The sequence below is a fragment of the Bosea sp. RAC05 genome, from assembly GCF_001713455.1.
GTDB lineage: Bacteria > Pseudomonadota > Alphaproteobacteria > Rhizobiales > Beijerinckiaceae > Allobosea.
Genome location: NZ_CP016464.1, coordinates 4,176,987 through 4,193,140, shown reverse-complemented (window position 1 = coordinate 4,193,140; position 16,154 = coordinate 4,176,987). Strand labels below are relative to the sequence as shown.

At 67.8% G+C, this 16,154-nt stretch carries 15 protein-coding genes; 11 read left to right on the top strand and 4 right to left on the bottom strand.

Annotated features, from left to right (window positions below):
* Nucleotides 1–22 precede the first annotated feature (22 nt).
* Nucleotides 23–424 carry a MarR family winged helix-turn-helix transcriptional regulator gene (locus BSY19_RS23365; RefSeq protein ID WP_083247975.1) on the top strand — a complete coding sequence of 134 codons (402 nt, stop codon included), beginning with the start codon at nucleotides 23–25 and terminating at the stop codon, nucleotides 422–424.
* Between the two features lie 7 nt (nucleotides 425–431).
* On the opposite strand, the gene BSY19_RS23360 is transcribed toward BSY19_RS23365, so the two are convergent.
* Entirely contained in the window at nucleotides 432–956 is a 525-nt protein-coding gene (locus tag BSY19_RS23360; RefSeq protein WP_069057341.1) for an RING finger protein, read from the bottom strand.
* Between the two features lie 120 nt (nucleotides 957–1,076).
* A complete protein-coding gene (locus tag BSY19_RS23355) occupies nucleotides 1,077–1,571 on the bottom strand; it encodes a hypothetical protein (protein WP_069056249.1) in 495 nt (164 codons plus the stop codon).
* Between the two features lie 220 nt (nucleotides 1,572–1,791).
* Between BSY19_RS23355 and BSY19_RS23350 the strand changes: the two genes are divergently transcribed.
* Nucleotides 1,792–3,171 (top strand): aspartate aminotransferase family protein, encoded by a 1,380-nt coding sequence (locus BSY19_RS23350; protein WP_069056248.1) that lies wholly within the window; start codon nucleotides 1,792–1,794, stop codon nucleotides 3,169–3,171.
* A 428-nt stretch (nucleotides 3,172–3,599) separates the two neighbouring features.
* Nucleotides 3,600–4,493 (top strand): metallophosphoesterase, encoded by an 894-nt coding sequence (locus BSY19_RS23345; protein ID WP_069056247.1) that lies wholly within the window; start codon nucleotides 3,600–3,602, stop codon nucleotides 4,491–4,493.
* A 22-nt stretch (nucleotides 4,494–4,515) separates the two neighbouring features.
* Here the strand turns inward: BSY19_RS23345 and BSY19_RS23340 are convergent, their stop codons facing one another.
* Nucleotides 4,516–5,112 (bottom strand): L,D-transpeptidase, encoded by a 597-nt coding sequence (locus BSY19_RS23340; RefSeq protein WP_069056246.1) that lies wholly within the window; start codon nucleotides 5,110–5,112, stop codon nucleotides 4,516–4,518.
* A gap of 225 nt (nucleotides 5,113–5,337) precedes the next feature.
* Between BSY19_RS23340 and BSY19_RS23335 the strand changes: the two genes are divergently transcribed.
* From BSY19_RS23335 to ribB, 5 genes are all read left to right on the top strand, one after another.
* Nucleotides 5,338–6,267 carry a histone deacetylase family protein gene (locus BSY19_RS23335; RefSeq protein WP_069056245.1) on the top strand — a complete coding sequence of 310 codons (930 nt, stop codon included), beginning with the start codon at nucleotides 5,338–5,340 and terminating at the stop codon, nucleotides 6,265–6,267.
* 250 nt (nucleotides 6,268–6,517) lie between these two features.
* The gene (locus BSY19_RS23330) at nucleotides 6,518–10,522 is read left to right on the top strand and encodes a Pls/PosA family non-ribosomal peptide synthetase (protein WP_171905197.1); all 4,005 of its coding nucleotides are present in this window, start codon (nucleotides 6,518–6,520) and stop codon (nucleotides 10,520–10,522) included.
* 83 nt (nucleotides 10,523–10,605) lie between these two features.
* Nucleotides 10,606–11,001, top strand: coding sequence for an Ig-like domain-containing protein (locus BSY19_RS27715; protein ID WP_150129707.1), 396 nt, complete (start codon nucleotides 10,606–10,608; stop codon nucleotides 10,999–11,001).
* Between the two features lie 171 nt (nucleotides 11,002–11,172).
* A complete protein-coding gene (aroC, locus tag BSY19_RS23325; RefSeq protein ID WP_069056244.1) occupies nucleotides 11,173–12,291 on the top strand; it encodes a chorismate synthase in 1,119 nt (372 codons plus the stop codon).
* Between the two features lie 109 nt (nucleotides 12,292–12,400).
* Nucleotides 12,401–13,678, top strand: coding sequence for a 3,4-dihydroxy-2-butanone-4-phosphate synthase (gene ribB, locus BSY19_RS23320; RefSeq protein ID WP_083247795.1), 1,278 nt, complete (start codon nucleotides 12,401–12,403; stop codon nucleotides 13,676–13,678).
* Nucleotide 13,679: 1 nt separating this feature from the next.
* On the opposite strand, the gene BSY19_RS23315 is transcribed toward ribB, so the two are convergent.
* The gene (locus BSY19_RS23315) at nucleotides 13,680–14,348 is read right to left on the bottom strand and encodes a histidine phosphatase family protein (protein ID WP_236840436.1); all 669 of its coding nucleotides are present in this window, start codon (nucleotides 14,346–14,348) and stop codon (nucleotides 13,680–13,682) included.
* An 80-nt stretch (nucleotides 14,349–14,428) separates the two neighbouring features.
* On the opposite strand from BSY19_RS23315, the gene folP reads away from it, so the two are divergent.
* From folP to folK, 3 genes are read left to right on the top strand one after another with little or no spacing between them, the layout of a single operon-like run.
* Nucleotides 14,429–15,274, top strand: a complete 846-nt coding sequence (gene folP, locus BSY19_RS23310; protein WP_069056243.1) for a dihydropteroate synthase — start codon at nucleotides 14,429–14,431, stop codon at nucleotides 15,272–15,274.
* Nucleotides 15,271–15,645 (top strand): dihydroneopterin aldolase, encoded by a 375-nt coding sequence (folB, locus tag BSY19_RS28075; protein WP_069056242.1) that lies wholly within the window; start codon nucleotides 15,271–15,273, stop codon nucleotides 15,643–15,645. Before folP ends, folB begins: the two co-directional genes overlap by 4 nt.
* On the top strand, nucleotides 15,635–16,150 hold the full coding sequence (gene folK / locus BSY19_RS23300) for a 2-amino-4-hydroxy-6-hydroxymethyldihydropteridine diphosphokinase (RefSeq protein ID WP_150129706.1): 516 nt from the start codon (nucleotides 15,635–15,637) through the stop codon (nucleotides 16,148–16,150). Before folB ends, folK begins: the two co-directional genes overlap by 11 nt.
* Nucleotides 16,151–16,154 lie beyond the last annotated feature (4 nt).

Genomic DNA, 16,154 nt, shown 5'->3' with positions numbered 1-16,154 from the left:
GGACCGCGTCTGGTTCCGGTTCATGCGGTTGCACCAGCGCATGCTCGGCCAGATGACGGGCCGGATCAGGGCGCTGGGCCTGTCGATCCCGCAATTTGATCTGCTGTCGACGCTGACGGAACGCGAGGGCATCAGCCAGAACGAGCTGGCGGAGCGGCTCTACGTCACCAAGGGCAATGTCTCGGGGCTGGTCGACCGGCTGGTGCAGGCCGGCCTCGTCGAGCGGCGCGCCATCGCCGGGGACCGGCGCTCCTACGCCATGCACCTGACGCCGGAGGGCCGCCGGCTGGCGGAGGCCGGCATCAAGGCGCAGCGCGACTTCGTGGCGCAGACGCTCGGCAAGCTGCCGGAGCAGGACCTGGCGGAGCTCGACCGGCTGGTGCTGGCCTGGCGCGACCTGGCCAGGGCCGCCGACGAGGGCTGACGGCGGCTCAGGCACTGGCGCGCGACACCTTCTCCAGCGTCCTGCGGCCGCCGGGCAGGTCGCGCAGGACGAGGCGTTCATCGGCCGCGATCTCGCCCAGCGGGATCTCGCCGGTCGACAGGATCGCGGTGGCGACCTTGTTGGCGAAGACGATCACCGGGCGGTCGCCGGCCGCCGCCCAGCGCCTGAGCTGGCCGAGATAGGGCTCCTTGCGCCAGGCCTGCGCGGCGCCGGGATCGACCTGGACGAAGAGCCAGCGCGTCGCCGGGTCCATCGTCAGCACGAAGCGGGCGCGGTCCGGCTTCCACTCCGGCCCGAGAAAATCCTGCGTCATCCACAGGCAGAAGAAGGCCCGGCAATGCTGCGGGCGGGTTTCGTGGATGCCGCAGCCACGGCCCGGCAGGCAGTGCCGGCACCAGGTACCGGCCTGGCTCTCGACGGCGGGCACCTCGTAGACCTTGCAGCACAGGGTGCAGCTGCCGCAATCGCGGCCCGGCGCGGGCCGGTTCACCATCGAGGTCGGGTCGATCATCATCGCTTCTTTAGAATGAGCCTTAAACCGCCGCACCATGCCGCCGCGGCCTGCCAGTGGCAAGCATCGCCCGGATTGTCGCAGGGGGAGCAAGTCACCTGGCGATATCGCCATCAAATCTCAGTTTTTGATCATGCTTCGATAGTAGTTTTTTAGGTTTCTATCCGATTGAAGTCTTATGCGTTTCAGAACGTAACCGATCGGCCAGAACATTCGTCCCGTTTTTCCTCGGATCACGGAGAAATCACCTTCGCCAAGCGACCCGGTGCCCCATTCGCCGCCGCGCGCGGTGATGAAGACCCAGCCGATGTAACTGCCATAGGCCTTGGCCATGGTCGATAGCTCTTCCTCGCTCGGCCTCGGCACTGTGCTGCGGTAAGAGGCGCTCAACTGGGCGAGGATCCGCTCGACATTGGCGATACTGGCCTCGCTCCCGTCCAACGCGAGGTTGAAATGGCGTCGCGCATGATCGACGGCATCCTTCGCGTAAGCGGCCGTGATGTAGCCGATGCGTGGGTCGCGATCGAACACCTGGGCGACGGCAGGCGCCATCTGGCCTGCAAGGGCCAGTGTCAGTCCGCACAGCAGCCGGGCCATGAGTGTCTGGACCGTCATGAACTCCGCCTGGTGTGCCCAATCTCGATGGCATGATTCCTACAAGCCGCCGATCAACAATCAACTGCCGCGGCAGCGACCCGCTCCGGCGTTGATATCGCGCGTATCGGCGCAGCCCTGCGGCAGAGTCTGCGTCGGGTTGCGATAAAATCGCTGAGAGCTTGCGCCGGCCGCGGTCTATGCTGACCGAAGACGCCACTCGCATCAGGGGAACCGCAGGATGCTGTCCAACCTCGCCGTCCGGGACATCGAGACCCTCGTCCACCCCTATACGAACCTCGCGACCCACCGCGAGACGGGTCCGCTCGTGCTGGAGAGCGGCAAGGGCGTGTATGTCTACGACAGCGCCGGCAAGGAGTATCTGGAGGGCATGGCGGGGCTCTGGTGCACCGCGCTCGGCTATTCCAACCAGGAGCTGATCGAGGCCGCCTACGAGCAGATGAAGAAGCTGCCGTTCCAGCACATCTTCGGCGGGCGCAGCCACGACCCGGCGATCGAGCTGGCGGAGAAGCTGAAGGAGATCGCGCCGGTTCCGATCTCCAAGGTGTTCTACGGCGCCTCCGGCTCGGATGCGAACGACACCCAGATCAAGATCGTATGGTACATGAACAACGCGCTCGGCCGGCCGCAGAAAAAGAAGATCATCTCGCGGCTGAAGGGCTATCACGGCGTCACCGTCGCCTCGGCCTCGCTGACCGGCCTGCCCAACAACCACATCGACTTCGACCTGCCGCTGCCCGGCATCCTCCACACCTCCTGCCCGCATCACTACCGCTTCGCCGAGCCCGGCGAGAGCGAGCAGGATTTCTCCTCGCGCATGGCCGCCGAGCTGGAGGAGATGATCCTGCGCGAGGGGCCCGACACGGTTGCCGCCTTCATCGCCGAGCCGGTGATGGGCGCGGGTGGGGCGATCACGCCGCCGGCCGGCTATTTCGAAAAGATCAACGCCGTGCTGGCGAAGTACGACATCCTGTTCATCGCCGACGAGGTCATCACCGGCTTCGGCCGCACCGGCAACATGTTCGGCACGACCACCTATGGTCTGGCCGCCGACACGCTTTCCTGCGCCAAGCAGATCACCTCGGCCTATTTCCCGCTCAGCGCGGTGATGATGAACGAGCGGGTCTACGAGGTCCTGGTCGACCAGAGCCGCAAGATCGGCACCTTCGGCCACGGCAACACCTATGCCGGCCACCCGGTCGGCTGCGCGGTCGCGGTCAAGACGCTGGAGATCTACCAGCGCGACAAGATCGTCGAACATGTCCGCAGCGTCTCGCCGACCTTCCTGCGCCGTCTGACCAAGCTCGAGGAGCATCCGCTCGTCGGCGAGGCCCGAGGCGTCGGCCTGATCGGCGGCGTCGAGCTGGTTCGCGACAAGGCGACCAAGGCCGCCTTCGAGATCAAGAAGGGCGTCGGGCCGAAGTCGGTCTTCTTCGCGCAGCAGGAGGGCCTGATCCTGCGGGCGATGGGCGATCGCGTCGCCTTCTGCCCGCCGCTGATCATGAAGGAGGCGGAGATCGAAGAGATGTTCGACCGCTATGGGCGCGCCCTCGACAAGACGCTCGCCTGGGCCAAGGCGGAAGGGCTGCTCGCGGCCTGACGGCGCCCGGCGGCACGCTGCCGCAGGGCGAGCGTGCCGATCGTTCATGATTGTGGCGCAGGTTGGCCGCGCGACACAATTTGCCCTGATCGCATCACGATCATGCCGTCTTGGAGTCCCGATCTCGGGTCAGCTTGCGATGCGGCGACGGACCCGTCGTCGCATCTGCAGCCAACCCAGTCGGAACCCATGACGACCCCGTCTCACACCCGCCGCGCGATTCCCGCCCATGCGAGTTTCCACGATGCTCATGCCCGGGAGGCCTATTCGTCCTGGTTCAAGCCCATCGCGCTCCCCGCACTGGCCGCCGGAACAAGGCGGGCTCCGGCTGCGTTGGATCACCGTGCGAAGGATGCACCATCCCGGCTTGCCGGTGTCCTTCGCAACGGCTTTGACGACTGACCTTCGCGATTTCTTCGAGACCCTCCATGCTTGACCGGCGCAGCGTCCTTCGGACCCTCGCCGGTCTTTTTTTGGCCGTGACGGGCACCGGCGCCTATGCCGCGATCTGGGAGCCGGGGCGCCAGGCGATCACGCGCTACCGGCTGACGCCGCGGGGCTGGCCCGAGGGGCGCAGGCTGCGGCTGGCGGTGCTGTCGGACCTGCACATCGGATCCCTGCACGTGCCCCTGGCGCGTGTCTCCGAACTCGTCGCCGCGACCAATGCGCTCAAGCCCGATCTGACGCTGCTGCTCGGCGATTTCGTCGCCAGCCGCCGGCGCTTCGCCTTGGACCCCGCCATGGCGGACTGGGCGGCCGAACTCGCCAGGCTTGAGACCCGCGACGGTGTCTTCGCCATTCTCGGCAATCACGACTGGTGGCATGACGAGCCGACGCAGGCGCTGCGGGCGGGGCCGACGCAGGTCGGCCAGGCCCTGGAGCGCGCCGGCATCCCCGTGCTGGAGAACCGCGCGGTGCGGCTGTCCAGCCAGGCGGGCCCGCTCTGGCTGGCCGGCCTCGGCGATCAGCTCGCCTTCCTGCCGCGGCTGCGCGGGCGCCCGCACGGCATCGATGATCTCGCCGGCACGATGGCGCAGATCACCGATGACGGGGCGCCGGTGATCCTGATGGCGCATGAGCCCGACATCTTCGCGCGCATGCCGGAGCGCGTGTCGCTGACGCTGTCGGGCCACACCCATGGCGGCCAGGTCCGGTTTCTGGGCTGGGCGCCGATCGTGCCGTCGCGATACGGCAACCGCTATGCCTATGGCCATGTCCGCGAGGACGGGCGCGACCTCGTGGTGTCCGGCGGGATCGGGACGAGCCAGTTGCCGATCCGCTTCGGGATTCCGCCCGAGATCGTGCTGATCGAGCTGGGCTGAGCGGGGCGCGCCGGCCCCGCGCTCAGGTGACGATGACCTTGGTGCCGTTGGGCACGCGGTTGAACAGGTCGATCACGTCGATGTTGCGCATCCGGATGCAGCCGGAGGAGGCGGAACGGCCGATCGTCTCGGGCTCGTTGGTGCCGTGGATGCGATAGAGCGTGTCACGGCCGTTCTGGTAGAGATAGAGCGCGCGGGCGCCGAGCGGATTGTCGGGGCCGCCGTCCATGCCGCCGGCGCGCGGGGCGAGATGCGGCCAGCGGGCGATCATCTCGGCCGGCGGCGTCCAGCGCGGCCATTCCGCCTTGCGCTGCACGATGGCCTCGCCGGTCCAGCCGAAGGCCTCGTCGCCGGTGGCGACGCCGTAGCGGATCGCCTTCTTGTTCGGCAGGACGTAATAGAGATACTTCTCCTTGGTATCGACGACGATCGTGCCGGGCGCCTGGCCGGTGGGGTCGGAGATCTCATAGGGAAGGTGGGTGAGTTGGTGTTCGAATTTCGGCACCAGCGCGATGTATTCGGCATCGCGTGACGACAGAGCCGGAGCGTTGACGCTCTTGTACTGGCAAGCCCCCAGCAGGGTCGACATCGCCAACGCGAGGATCACGGTCTGTTTCATGACGTCCACCAGACGGCCTGCAAGCCATCCTTATGATGAATTCAGGGTTAACGCTTGGTATCCACCGGCTGCAGGGGCGGCACGACCGAACGAGCCCTGCTCTAGGCCGGAAACGGGGGGCGTGCAATTTGGGTTCCGCGCAGGGACGGTCCACCCTGCTTTTCGCACCGCACCGTGGCCGTATGGTCACGCTTTCTCCGTCCGCCCATCCGAAAGCGCCCCGTCGTGACGACCTTGCTGATCACCCATCCGTCCAGTCTGGCGCATGAGACGCCACCGGGCCATCCGGAGCGGCCGGATCGCATCCGGGCGGTCGAGGCCGCGCTGGAGAGCGAGCGCTTCGCGCCGCTGATTCGCGAGACCGCCATGGCGGGTACGCTCGACCATGTCGTGCTGTGCCATCCGCGCGATTTTGCCGAGGAGGTGCTGGCCGCCTCGCCCGCCAGCGGGCTGGTGCCGTTCGACGCCGACACGACGATGTCGCCGGGGACGGTCGATGCGGTGATGCATGGCGTCGGCGGCGCTGTGCAGGCGGTGGACGAGGTGATGACGGGGCGCGTGGCCAATGCCTTCAGCGCCACCCGGCCGCCGGGCCACCATGCCGAGAGCGTCAAGGCGATGGGGTTCTGCTTCTTCAACCAGGCGGCGATCGCGGCGCGGCATGCGCAGCGCGTCCATGGGGCGGAACGCGTCGCGATCATCGACTGGGACGTCCATCACGGCAACGGCACCCAGGAGATCTTCTGGAGCGATCCGAGCGTGCTCTACGCCTCGAGCCACGAGATGCCGCTCTATCCGGGCACTGGTGCCCTGTCCGAGCGCGGAGCCCATGGCACGATCGTCAACGCGCCCCTGAGCGCTGGAGACGGTTCCGACATTTTCCGCGAGGCGATGGAGAGCGTGCTGCTGCCGCGGATCGCCGCGTTCTCGCCCGATTTGATCATCATTTCGGCGGGATTCGATGCGCATTGGCGTGATCCGCTCGCCAACCTCAATCTGAAGGAAACCGACTTCGCCTGGGCGACGCAGCAGCTGATGGAGATCGCGGACCGGCGCTGCGGCGGGCGCATCGTTTCCGTGCTGGAGGGGGGCTATGATCTGGAGGGCCTGTCGCGCTCTGCGGCGGCGCATGTCATGGCGCTGATGCGTGGGTGACGCTCGGTCGCATGGGCTGAAGCGTCACGTTCATCATGGGTTCAGAGGTCTGCGGGCAGGAGAAGCGTGAGCGTGCGGGGCTGCGGTGCGGCACCCGCCCGGCCGGGGGAATCGACCGGGAAGACCGCATCGGGTTGCAGGTTTTCCGGCACAATCGAGGTGCGCGACGGCTGCGTCGGATCGGGGAGGGCGCCATCCGCGTCGCTTCGCGAGACGGGTGGGCGGCGCGCAGCAGGGCGCGATGAACGACATGACCACTCTGTCGGCCACGACAGGCCAGGCGAGCCCGACCGTCGTCGCCATGATGGCGGGCGAGAAGCGACCCGAGCTGTTGCGCGACGAGGTGCTGGGCGAGATCCTGGCCGCCACCGTCCAGGCCCGCGGCGGTCATCCCGCCCTTGTCGATGGCACGCGTCGGCTGAGCTATGACGAGGTCTGGGCCGCCGCGGGGCGGCAGGCGCGCGGGCTTGAGCTGCTGGGCGTCGGGCCGGGCGATCTCGTCGGCCTGTGGATGCCGCGCGGCATCGACCTTCTGATCGCCCAGATCGCCATCACGCGGGCCGGCGCGGCCTGGGTGCCCTTCGATGCCGAGGCGCCGGTCGAGCGCATCGCGGTCTGCCTGACCGATGCGCAGGCCAAGGGCCTCGTCACCTGCGCGGCCTGGACGGGCCGGGCCGCTGCCACCGGGCGCAGCGTCTGGACGCCGGAGGCACTGTCACAGGCCGATGACGGGCATCCGATGCCCGCTCGGGCGGCCGGCCTGACGCGCGAGCATCCGGCCTATCTGATCTACACCTCCGGCTCGACGGGAACGCCGAAGGCGATCGTCATCAGCCATCGCAACATCTGCCACTTCCTGCGCTCGGGGAACGCGCTCTACGGCATCGGCCCCGACGACGTGGTCTTCCAGGGCGCCTCGGTCGCCTTCGACCTGTCGATGGAGGAGATCTGGACGCCCTATCTCGCCGGCGCGACGCTCTTCGTCGCCTCGCCGGAGATGATGGGCGATGCCGAGAAGCTGCCGGCGATCCTGACGCAGGCCGGCGTGACCGTGATCGACACGGTGCCGACGCTGCTCGGCATCCTGCCGGCCGATGTGCCCTCGCTGAAGCTGATCCTGCTCGGCGGCGAGGCGCTGCCGCCCGCGACCGTGCAGAAATGGTCGCAGCCGGGGCGCCGCATCCTCAACACCTATGGCCCGACCGAGGCGACCGTGGTGGCGACGGCAGCCGAGGTGCGGCCCGGCGAGACGGTCACCATCGGCCGGCCGATCGCCAACTACACGGCCTATGTCGTCAACGAGGCGATGGCTCTGGTCGGCCCCGGCGAGCAGGGCGAACTCCTGATCGGCGGGCCTGGCGTGGCGCGCGGCTATCATGGCCGGCCCGAGCTCACCGCCGAGAAGTTCATCGCCAATCCGTTCGGCCAGCCCTTCGGGCCCGAGGACCCGTTGCTCTACCGCTCGGGCGACGCGGTGAGCGTCGACGAGGCCGGCAACATCGTCTTCCACGGGCGCATCGACGACCAGATCAAGATCCGCGGGTTCCGCGTCGAGCTCGGCGAGATCGAATCGAAGCTGGCCGAGGAGCCCGGCGTCAACCAGGCGGCCGTGGTGATGCGGACCGATGACGAGATCGAGCGTCTCGTCGCCTTCGTCGTCGCCGAGCCGGGCGTCGCCGTGGACGGGGCCGTGCTGCGCGCGGCGCTGCGCGACAAGCTGCCGCCCTACATGGTGCCGGCGCATTTCGAGGCTGTCGGGTCGCTGCCGCGCATGGTCTCCGGCAAGGTCGACCGGCGCATGCTGAAGGCGGCGCCGCTGACGGCGCCGAGCGCCCAGGGCGAGCAGGAGCCGCCGCGCAACGCCACCGAGGCTGCGCTGCTGGACGCCGCCAAGCGCGTGCTGGGCGCGTCGAGCCTGCCGCTGGAGGCCGACTTCTTCGTCGATCTCGGCGGCCACTCGCTCCTGGCGGCGCGCTTCATCTCGATCGTCCGCGAAACGCCTGCCTATGCCGGCATCACGCTGCAGGACGTCTATGGCGCGCGCACCCTGCGCGGCATGGCCGCGCTTCTCGACGGGCGCGGCATCGCCGAGGCGCAGGACCTCTCCTTCACCCCGCCGCCCTTCCTGCGCCGCTTCCTCTGCGGCCTGGCCCAGGCGGCGGTGCTGCCCGTCATCATCGGCCTCGCCACGACGCAGTGGCTCGGCATCTTCGTCACCTACATGCTGCTGTCGGGCGAGGATCTGCCGCTGGTCTGGCAGATCTTCGCGCTTCTGGGCGTCTATGTCGGCATCACGATCGTCACGGGTTTCATCGCCATCGGCTTGAAGTGGCTCGTGCTGGGGCGGACGAAACCGGGCGTCTATCCGCTCTGGGGCGTCTATTATTTCCGCTGGTGGTTCGCCTCCCGCATCGCCGGCCTGGTCCATCTGAAATGGCTGCAGTCCTCGCCGGTGATGCGCGTCTACTGGCGGTTGCTCGGCGCCAAGGTCGGTCGCGACGTGATCATCTCCGATTACGAGGCGGGGGCGATCGACCTGATCAGCATCGGAGACGGCGCCTCGCTGGGCGCCAAGACGACCTTCGCCAATGCCGAGGCGATCGGCGACAAGCTGGTCATCGGCCGGATCACCATCGGCAAGGACGTCTATGCCGGGTCCTCCGTCGTCTTCGGCCATGACTGCGTCGTCTCCGACCATGCCGAGCTGCTCGACCTGACGACCGTGCCGGTTGGTGGAGTGATCGGCGAGGCGGAGATCTGGGACGGTTCGCCCGGGCGCAAGATCGGCATGGTCGATCTGGCGGCCCTGCCGCCGCAGGCCGAAGCGAGCCCCCGTCGGCGCGCGGGGATGACGGCCTTCTACATTCTGATGCTGATCGTGCTGCCGCCGGTCAGCCTGCTGCCGATCTTCCCGGCCTTCATGCTGTTCGACAAGATCGACGACTGGATCTCGACCTGGTCGGAGATCAGCTATCTCTGGTATCTGCCGCTCCTGACCTGGCCCACCGCGATCGGCCTGATCACGCTGACGGTGTTCCTGATCGCGGGCCTGCGCTGGGCGATCCTGCCGCGGGTCTCCTCGGGGTCCTACTCGATCCACTCCGCGTTCTTCGCTCGCAAATGGACGGTCGGCCTGGCGACGGAGGTGACGCTCGAGACGCTCTCCTCGCTGTTTGCGACGATCTACATGCGGGCCTGGTACCGGATGATGGGCGCGGCGATCGGCAAGGGCTCGGAAATCTCGACCAATCTGTCGGGTCGCTACGACGTCACCGGCATCGGTGCCGGCAACTTCATCGCCGACGAGGTCGTCTTCGGCGATGAGGACATGCGGCGCGGCTATATGCGCCTCGAAATGACCCGAACCGGCGACCAGGTCTTCGTCGGCAACGATGCCGTCGTGCCACCGGGCGCGCAGATTCCCGACCGCGTGCTGATCGGCATCAAGTCGAAGCCGCCCGCCAATGACCGCATGCAGCCGGGTGATACCTGGTTCGGCTCGCCGCCGATCCAGCTGCCGAACCGGCAGAAGGTCGATCTCGGGGCGAACTGGACCTACCGGCCGTCCTGGCAGAAGCAGACGCTGCGCGGCCTGTTCGAGGCGCTGCACACCTCCTTCCCGGCGATGCTGTTCATCACCTTCGGAACGATCGCTGTCGATCTCGTCCTGCAGGAGCGGATCAACCAGCGCGACTGGCTGGGGCTCGTCCTGTCCTTCATGGCGGTCGCCGTGCTCATCGCCGTGGCGCAGGCGCTGATCTGCATCGCGATCAAATGGCTGATGATGGGCGTCTACAAGCCGCTGATGAAGCCGATGTGGTCGTGGTGGGCGATGCGGACGGAGTCCATTGCCGTCCTCTATTCCGGCCTCGGCGGGAAGGTGCTGTTCGAATATCTGCGCGGCACGCCGTTCCTGCCCTGGTTCCTGCGGCTGTTCGGCGCCAAGTTCGGCAAGGGTGTCTGGATGGACATGACCGACATCACCGAGTTCGATTGCGTCACCGTCGGCGATTTCTGCCAGATCAACGCCCATTCCGCCCTGCAGACGCATCTCTACGAGGACCGCGTCATGAAGGTCGGCCGGGTGCATCTCGGCAAGGGCGTCTGCGTCGGGGCGGCGGCGACGGTGCTCTATGACACCCGCGTCGGGGATTTTGCCCAGATCGGATTGCTCACCGTCATCATGAAGGGCGAGAACCTGCCGGCGCATACGCGCTGGGAGGGCGCACCGGCCGTGCCGGCGCAGCAACACTGACAAACGATTAATTTCTGTAGGTTGCGCTGGATCGCCGCATCAAGTGAATATCCTTTCGGGCGACTTTCGCCCTGGAGGTTATGATGAAGACGCCTGTGCTAACTGGTTTTGCTTTGCTGGCAATTGTCTTGGGTGGCTGCAATACCGTCGAACGTCGCCAAACGAAGATGAACACATCGGTCGTGGCCGCCAGTATGGCGATGTACACGCAGGGCTCCTGTTGGGCCTGGGAGACACCTGAGGTTTCCGTTGCCACGCCACCGTCACATGGGCGCGTAACTCATGCGCTCGTCAAGCGGCAGATCCACGAGCCAGGCTCGAAGTGTCATGGACAACCGGTGGAAGCTCGTGTGTCGACCTACACACCCAATCCCGGCTTTCGCGGTCAAGACAAATTCTCGCTGAACTATCAGGGTATTTGGAATGATGCCGGCGCGCGCATGTCGATGGGGAAGGAAATCGTCGTCGACGTCCAGTAACGCCTGCCAGCTTGGCGCGAATACTCGACGCAGCCCAAACTGCGGGGCTCGCGCCAAGCAACTTCGCCGAACGCAGCGCGAGCGGTCTCGCCACGTTGCGGCATGGGTCATGGGTTTCGCGGCCAGGCAATCCAGCATAAAGAACGCGCCATCACCGCGTCAGGCTTCCCCATGTCCCACAACTCGTTCGGCCATCTCTTCCGCGTCACGACCTTCGGCGAGAGCCATGGGCCGGCCATCGGCTGCGTGGTCGATGGCTGCCCGCCGCTGATCCCGCTGAGCGAGGCCGACATCCAGGGCGATCTCGACCGGCGCAGGCCCGGCCAGTCGCGCTTCACCACGCAGCGCCAGGAGCCCGATCAGGTCCGCATCGTCTCGGGCGTCTTCGCGCGGGAGAGCGACGGCGTGCAGGTCACGACCGGCACCTCGATCGGCCTGATGATCGACAATGTCGACCAACGCTCGAAGGACTATTCCGAGATCAAGGACAAGTACCGGCCGGGGCATGCCGATTTCACCTATGACGTGAAATACGGCATCCGCGACTATCGCGGCGGCGGGCGCTCCTCGGCGCGCGAGACGGCGATGCGGGTGGCGGCGGGCGCGATCGCGCGCCGGGTCGTGCCCGGCATGATCGTGCGCGGGGCGCTGGTCCAGATGGGCCCGCACAAGATCGACCGCGCCAACTGGGACTGGGATGAGATCGGTCGCAATCCCTTCTTCTGCCCGGACGCCAAGGCCGCTGCCTTCTTCGAAGGTTATCTCGACGGCGTCCGGAAGTCCGGCTCCTCGACCGGGGCGGTGCTCGAGATCGTGGCGGAGGGCGTCCCCTTGGGGCTGGGTGCGCCGATCTACGGCAAGCTCGACGCCGAGATTGCGGCCGCGCTGATGAGCATCAATGCCGTCAAGGGCGTCGAGATCGGTGACGGCTTCGCGGCGGCGGAACTCTCCGGCGAGGAGAATGCCGACGAGATGCGCGCCGGCAATGACGGGCGGCCTCTGTTCCTGTCCAATCATGCCGGCGGCATCCTCGGCGGAATCTCGACCGGGCAGCCGATCGTGGCGCGCTTCGCGGTGAAGCCGACCTCATCCATCCTCGCGACGCGCGCGACGGTGACGCGGACCGGCGGCGAGGCCGAGATGTTCACCAAGGGCCGCCACGACCCCTGCGTCGGTATCCGTGCGGTGCCGGTGGGCGAGGCGATGGTCGCCTGCGTGCTGGCCGATCATTTCCTGCGGCATCGGGCGCAGGTCGGTGTGGTCGAGCCGCGCTGGCCGTTCCAGGAGTGATGGCCGGCCGGCCCCTGACGACACGTGAAGGCTTGCTTGCATTTCAGCTATACTGAAATTGCGTGCTGGCTTCATTGCAACTGAAGCGCCATCGCATTAGCTTCCCGTCATGAAGCTCGACGCCTGGCTCACGCAGAACAAGATCGGCCGCAGTGCCTTTGCGCGGCTGGTCGGCCTGTCGCCGGCCAGCGTGACGGCGCTCTGCAACGACCAGAGCGCCTGGATCTCCCGCGAAAGCGCCGAGCGCATCGCCGCCGCAACCGGCGGCGCCGTCACCCCCAATGATTTCCTCGGCCTCGTCAGGCCGCGCGAGGCCGCCATGCCCAACACCATCACCGCCACCATCGAGGCCTTCGCCCGCGGCGAGATCGTCATCGTCACCGATGACGACGACCGCGAGAACGAGGGCGACCTGATCGTCGCCGCTTCGCTGTGCACGCCGGAGAAGATGGCCTTCATCATCCGCAACACCTGCGGCATCGTTTGTGCGCCCCTTACCGCATCCGAAGCGCGGCGCCTGCGGCTCGACCCGATGGTGTCTTCGAACGACGCGCCGCTGGGCACCGCCTTCACCGTCACGGTCGACGTCAAGCACGGGCTGACGACGGGCATCTCGGCCGAGCAGCGCTGCAATACGGTGCGGGCGCTGGCGAACGGCAACATGGGCGCGGGCGATTTCGTCCGGCCGGGCCATGTCTTCCCGCTGATCGCCAAGGAGGGCGGGGTGCTGATGCGCTCGGGCCATACCGAGGCGGCGGTGGATCTCTGCAAGCTGGCCGGCCTGCCGCCGGTCGGCGTCATCTGCGAGCTCGCCAATGATGACGGCACGGTGATGAAGGGGCCGCAGATCGTGGCCTTCGCCAAGGCCCATGGGCTGCAGCAGATCACGGTGGCGGACCTGATCGCCTACCGCCAGTCGCGCGAGAAGCTGGTCGAGCGGGTGCATTCCTTCCCGGTCAAGACCGCGTTCGGCGAGATGACCGGCCATGTCTACGTCACGCCCTTCGACGATACGCAGCATTTCGCCTTCGTCGCGGGAAAGATCGGCGATGGGGAGCGGGTTCCCGCGCGGCTGCACCGGGCCGATGTCGTGGCCGATGTGCTGGGCGGTGCGAGCGCGATCCAGTGCGCCCTGCGGCGCTTCCAGCAGGATGGGCGCGGGGTGCTGGTCTATCTCCGCGACGGCTCGGCCGGCGTGCCGATCAAGCCGGTGGAGGAGGGGGCCGATGCCCAGCGCTCCCAGCAGTGGCGCGAGGTCGGGCTCGGCGCGCAGATCCTGCGCGATCTCGGCGTGCGCTCCATCATCAACCTCGCCTCGTCGTCGCGCTCCTTCGTCGGGCTGGGCGGCTTCGGGATCGAGATCGTCGAGACGCAGCCGCTGGTCTGAGTCAGATCCAGTCGGCGCGGCCGCCGGTGACAACGAGAATCTTGCCCTGCCAGATCTCGACCATCGAAGCCTTGGCCGGCGGCACCGCGCCGACGAGGGCGAGGACGGCGCGGGCGACGCCGCCATGGCTGACGATCACCGTCTCGCGCGACAGTGCTTCCAGCACCGGCCGGATGCGTTCTGCCAGCATGCCGTAGCTCTCGCCGCCCGGCGGCACGAAGCTCCACTTGTCGCGCTCGCGCAGCTGCGCCTGCTCGCGCTCGGCCTTGCGGATGTCGCGCCAGGTGTAGCCCTCCCAGCTGCCGAAGGTCAGCTCCTTGAGCCGGTCGTCGAGACGATAGGCGCCGGGCTCGAGCGAGAGCGTCGCGCGCAGGATGTCCATGGTCTCGCGGGCCCGCTGCATCGGCGAGCCGATATAGTCGAGCCCGGCATAATCCGGGGCGAAGGTCTTCAGGCGCTCGGCGGCTTCGGCGGCCTGCCGGCGGCCGAGATCGTTGAGCGGAATGTCCTGGCCGCCCTGGAGACGGCCCTCGCGATTCCAGTCGGTCTCGCCGTGGCGGATGAGGATGAGCCGGTGCGGGAGCGTGATCGGGACCATCGCGGGCTTCTGCACGTTGCCGGCCGCGAGGTCAAAGCGTTCGCCCGGTGCGGGGCCATGCGTCGCAGCCATGGCGGCGGGCCGCCGTTTTGTTTGGCCTGTCGCAGCCGCCGGTCTATAGGCGGCTCTCCGCTCCCTTCGGATCCCGCTTCATGCCGCCGGCCCTGACATTGCCCGATGGTCGCAGGCTCGTCCTGGACGACCGCACCCTGCTGATGGGGATCGTCAACATCACGCCCGATTCCTTCTCCGATGGCGGGATGCTGCAGAATGCCGCGCAGGCGATCGCGCATGGCGTGAGGCTGGTGGAAGAGGGCGCCGACATCGTCGATGTCGGCGGGGAATCGACGCGGCCCGGCCATGCCCCGCTCGATGCCGCGACGGAACTCGGACGCGTGCTGCCGGTCATCGCCGGCCTGCGCGAGCGGGTCGGCACGCCGCTGTCGATCGACACCTGGAAGGCCGAGGTGGCGGGGGCGGCGCTGCAGGCGGGCGTCTCGATCGTCAACGATGTCTGGGGCGCGCAGCGCGACCCGGCCATCGCCGGTGTCGCGGCCCGCCACGGCGCGCCGATCATCCTGATGCACAACCGCGAGACGACCGACCCCGGGCTCGACATCCTGTCCGACGTGCTGCGCTTCCTGGAGCGGTCGGTCGCGATCGCGCGCGAGGCGGGGGTGCCGCGCGAGCAGATCATCGTCGACCCCGGCATCGGGCTGTTCGGCAAGACGCCGGAGCAGTCGCTGCGCCTCATCCGCGAACTGGCGCAGCTCGAGAGCCTGGGATGCCCTATCCTGCTCGGGGCCTCGCGCAAATCGGTGATCGGCGTCGTCACCGGCCAGAGCGTTGCCGCCGAGCGCGTCGCCGGCAGCGTCGCCGCGCATCTTTATGGGGCGACGCAGGGAGCGGCCATCCTCCGCGTCCACGACGTCGCCGCCCATGCCCAGGCCTTCAAGGTCTGGCGCGCCCTGTCCCAGCCTGCGGAGCCAAGCGCGTGAGCGAAACCGGCGTCATCCTGATCGAGAAGCTCGACATCTACGCCTATCACGGCTTCTTTTCCGAGGAGGAGCGGCTGGGGCAGCGCTTCGTGCTCGACCTCGCCCTGGAAACCGACCTGCGGCCGTCCTCAGTCAGCGATGCGCTGGCCGACACGGTGAACTACGGCAAGGTCGTCGGCGTGGTGACGGAGGTCTTCACCACGCGCCGCTTCAACCTGCTGGAGGCGGCTGCGCGCGCTGTTGCGCTCGCCGTGCTCGACGGCTTTCCGCCCGTCACCCGCATTGAGGTGACGCTGCGCAAGCCCGCCCCGCCGATTCATGCAACGCTCGCCAGCGTCGGCATCACGTTGAGTTTTGCGCGTGAGGGTTGAGGCTGCGCTCGGCCTCGGCGGGAATCTGGGCGATCCGGTCGTGGCCTTCGCGACGGCGCTGCGGCGGCTGGAGACGCATCACGCTGTCTCGCTCGTCCGCCCGTCGAGCGTCTATCGGACGGCGCCCTGGGGCAAGCTGGACCAGCCGGAATTCCTGAACATGGCGGTTCTGGTCGAGACCGGGCTGTCGGCCCGCGCGCTGCTCGACCTCTGCCTGTCCCTCGAGCGCGAGGGCGGGCGCGAACGGCGCGAGCGCTGGGGGCCTCGCACGCTGGACATCGACATCCTGACCTATGGTGGCCAGACGATCGACGAGCCGGGGCTGCAGGTGCCGCATCCGCGGATCGCGGAGCGGGCCTTCGTGCTGGCGCCGCTGGCCGAGGTCGCGCCGGGGATGATGATCGGGGGGCGATCGGTCGCGAATCTGCTGGAGGCGGTCATCGACGACACCATCCGCCGGGACCCGGCCGCGACGGAGCGGCTGCGGGCGCTGCCGGCGGTCTAGCTGC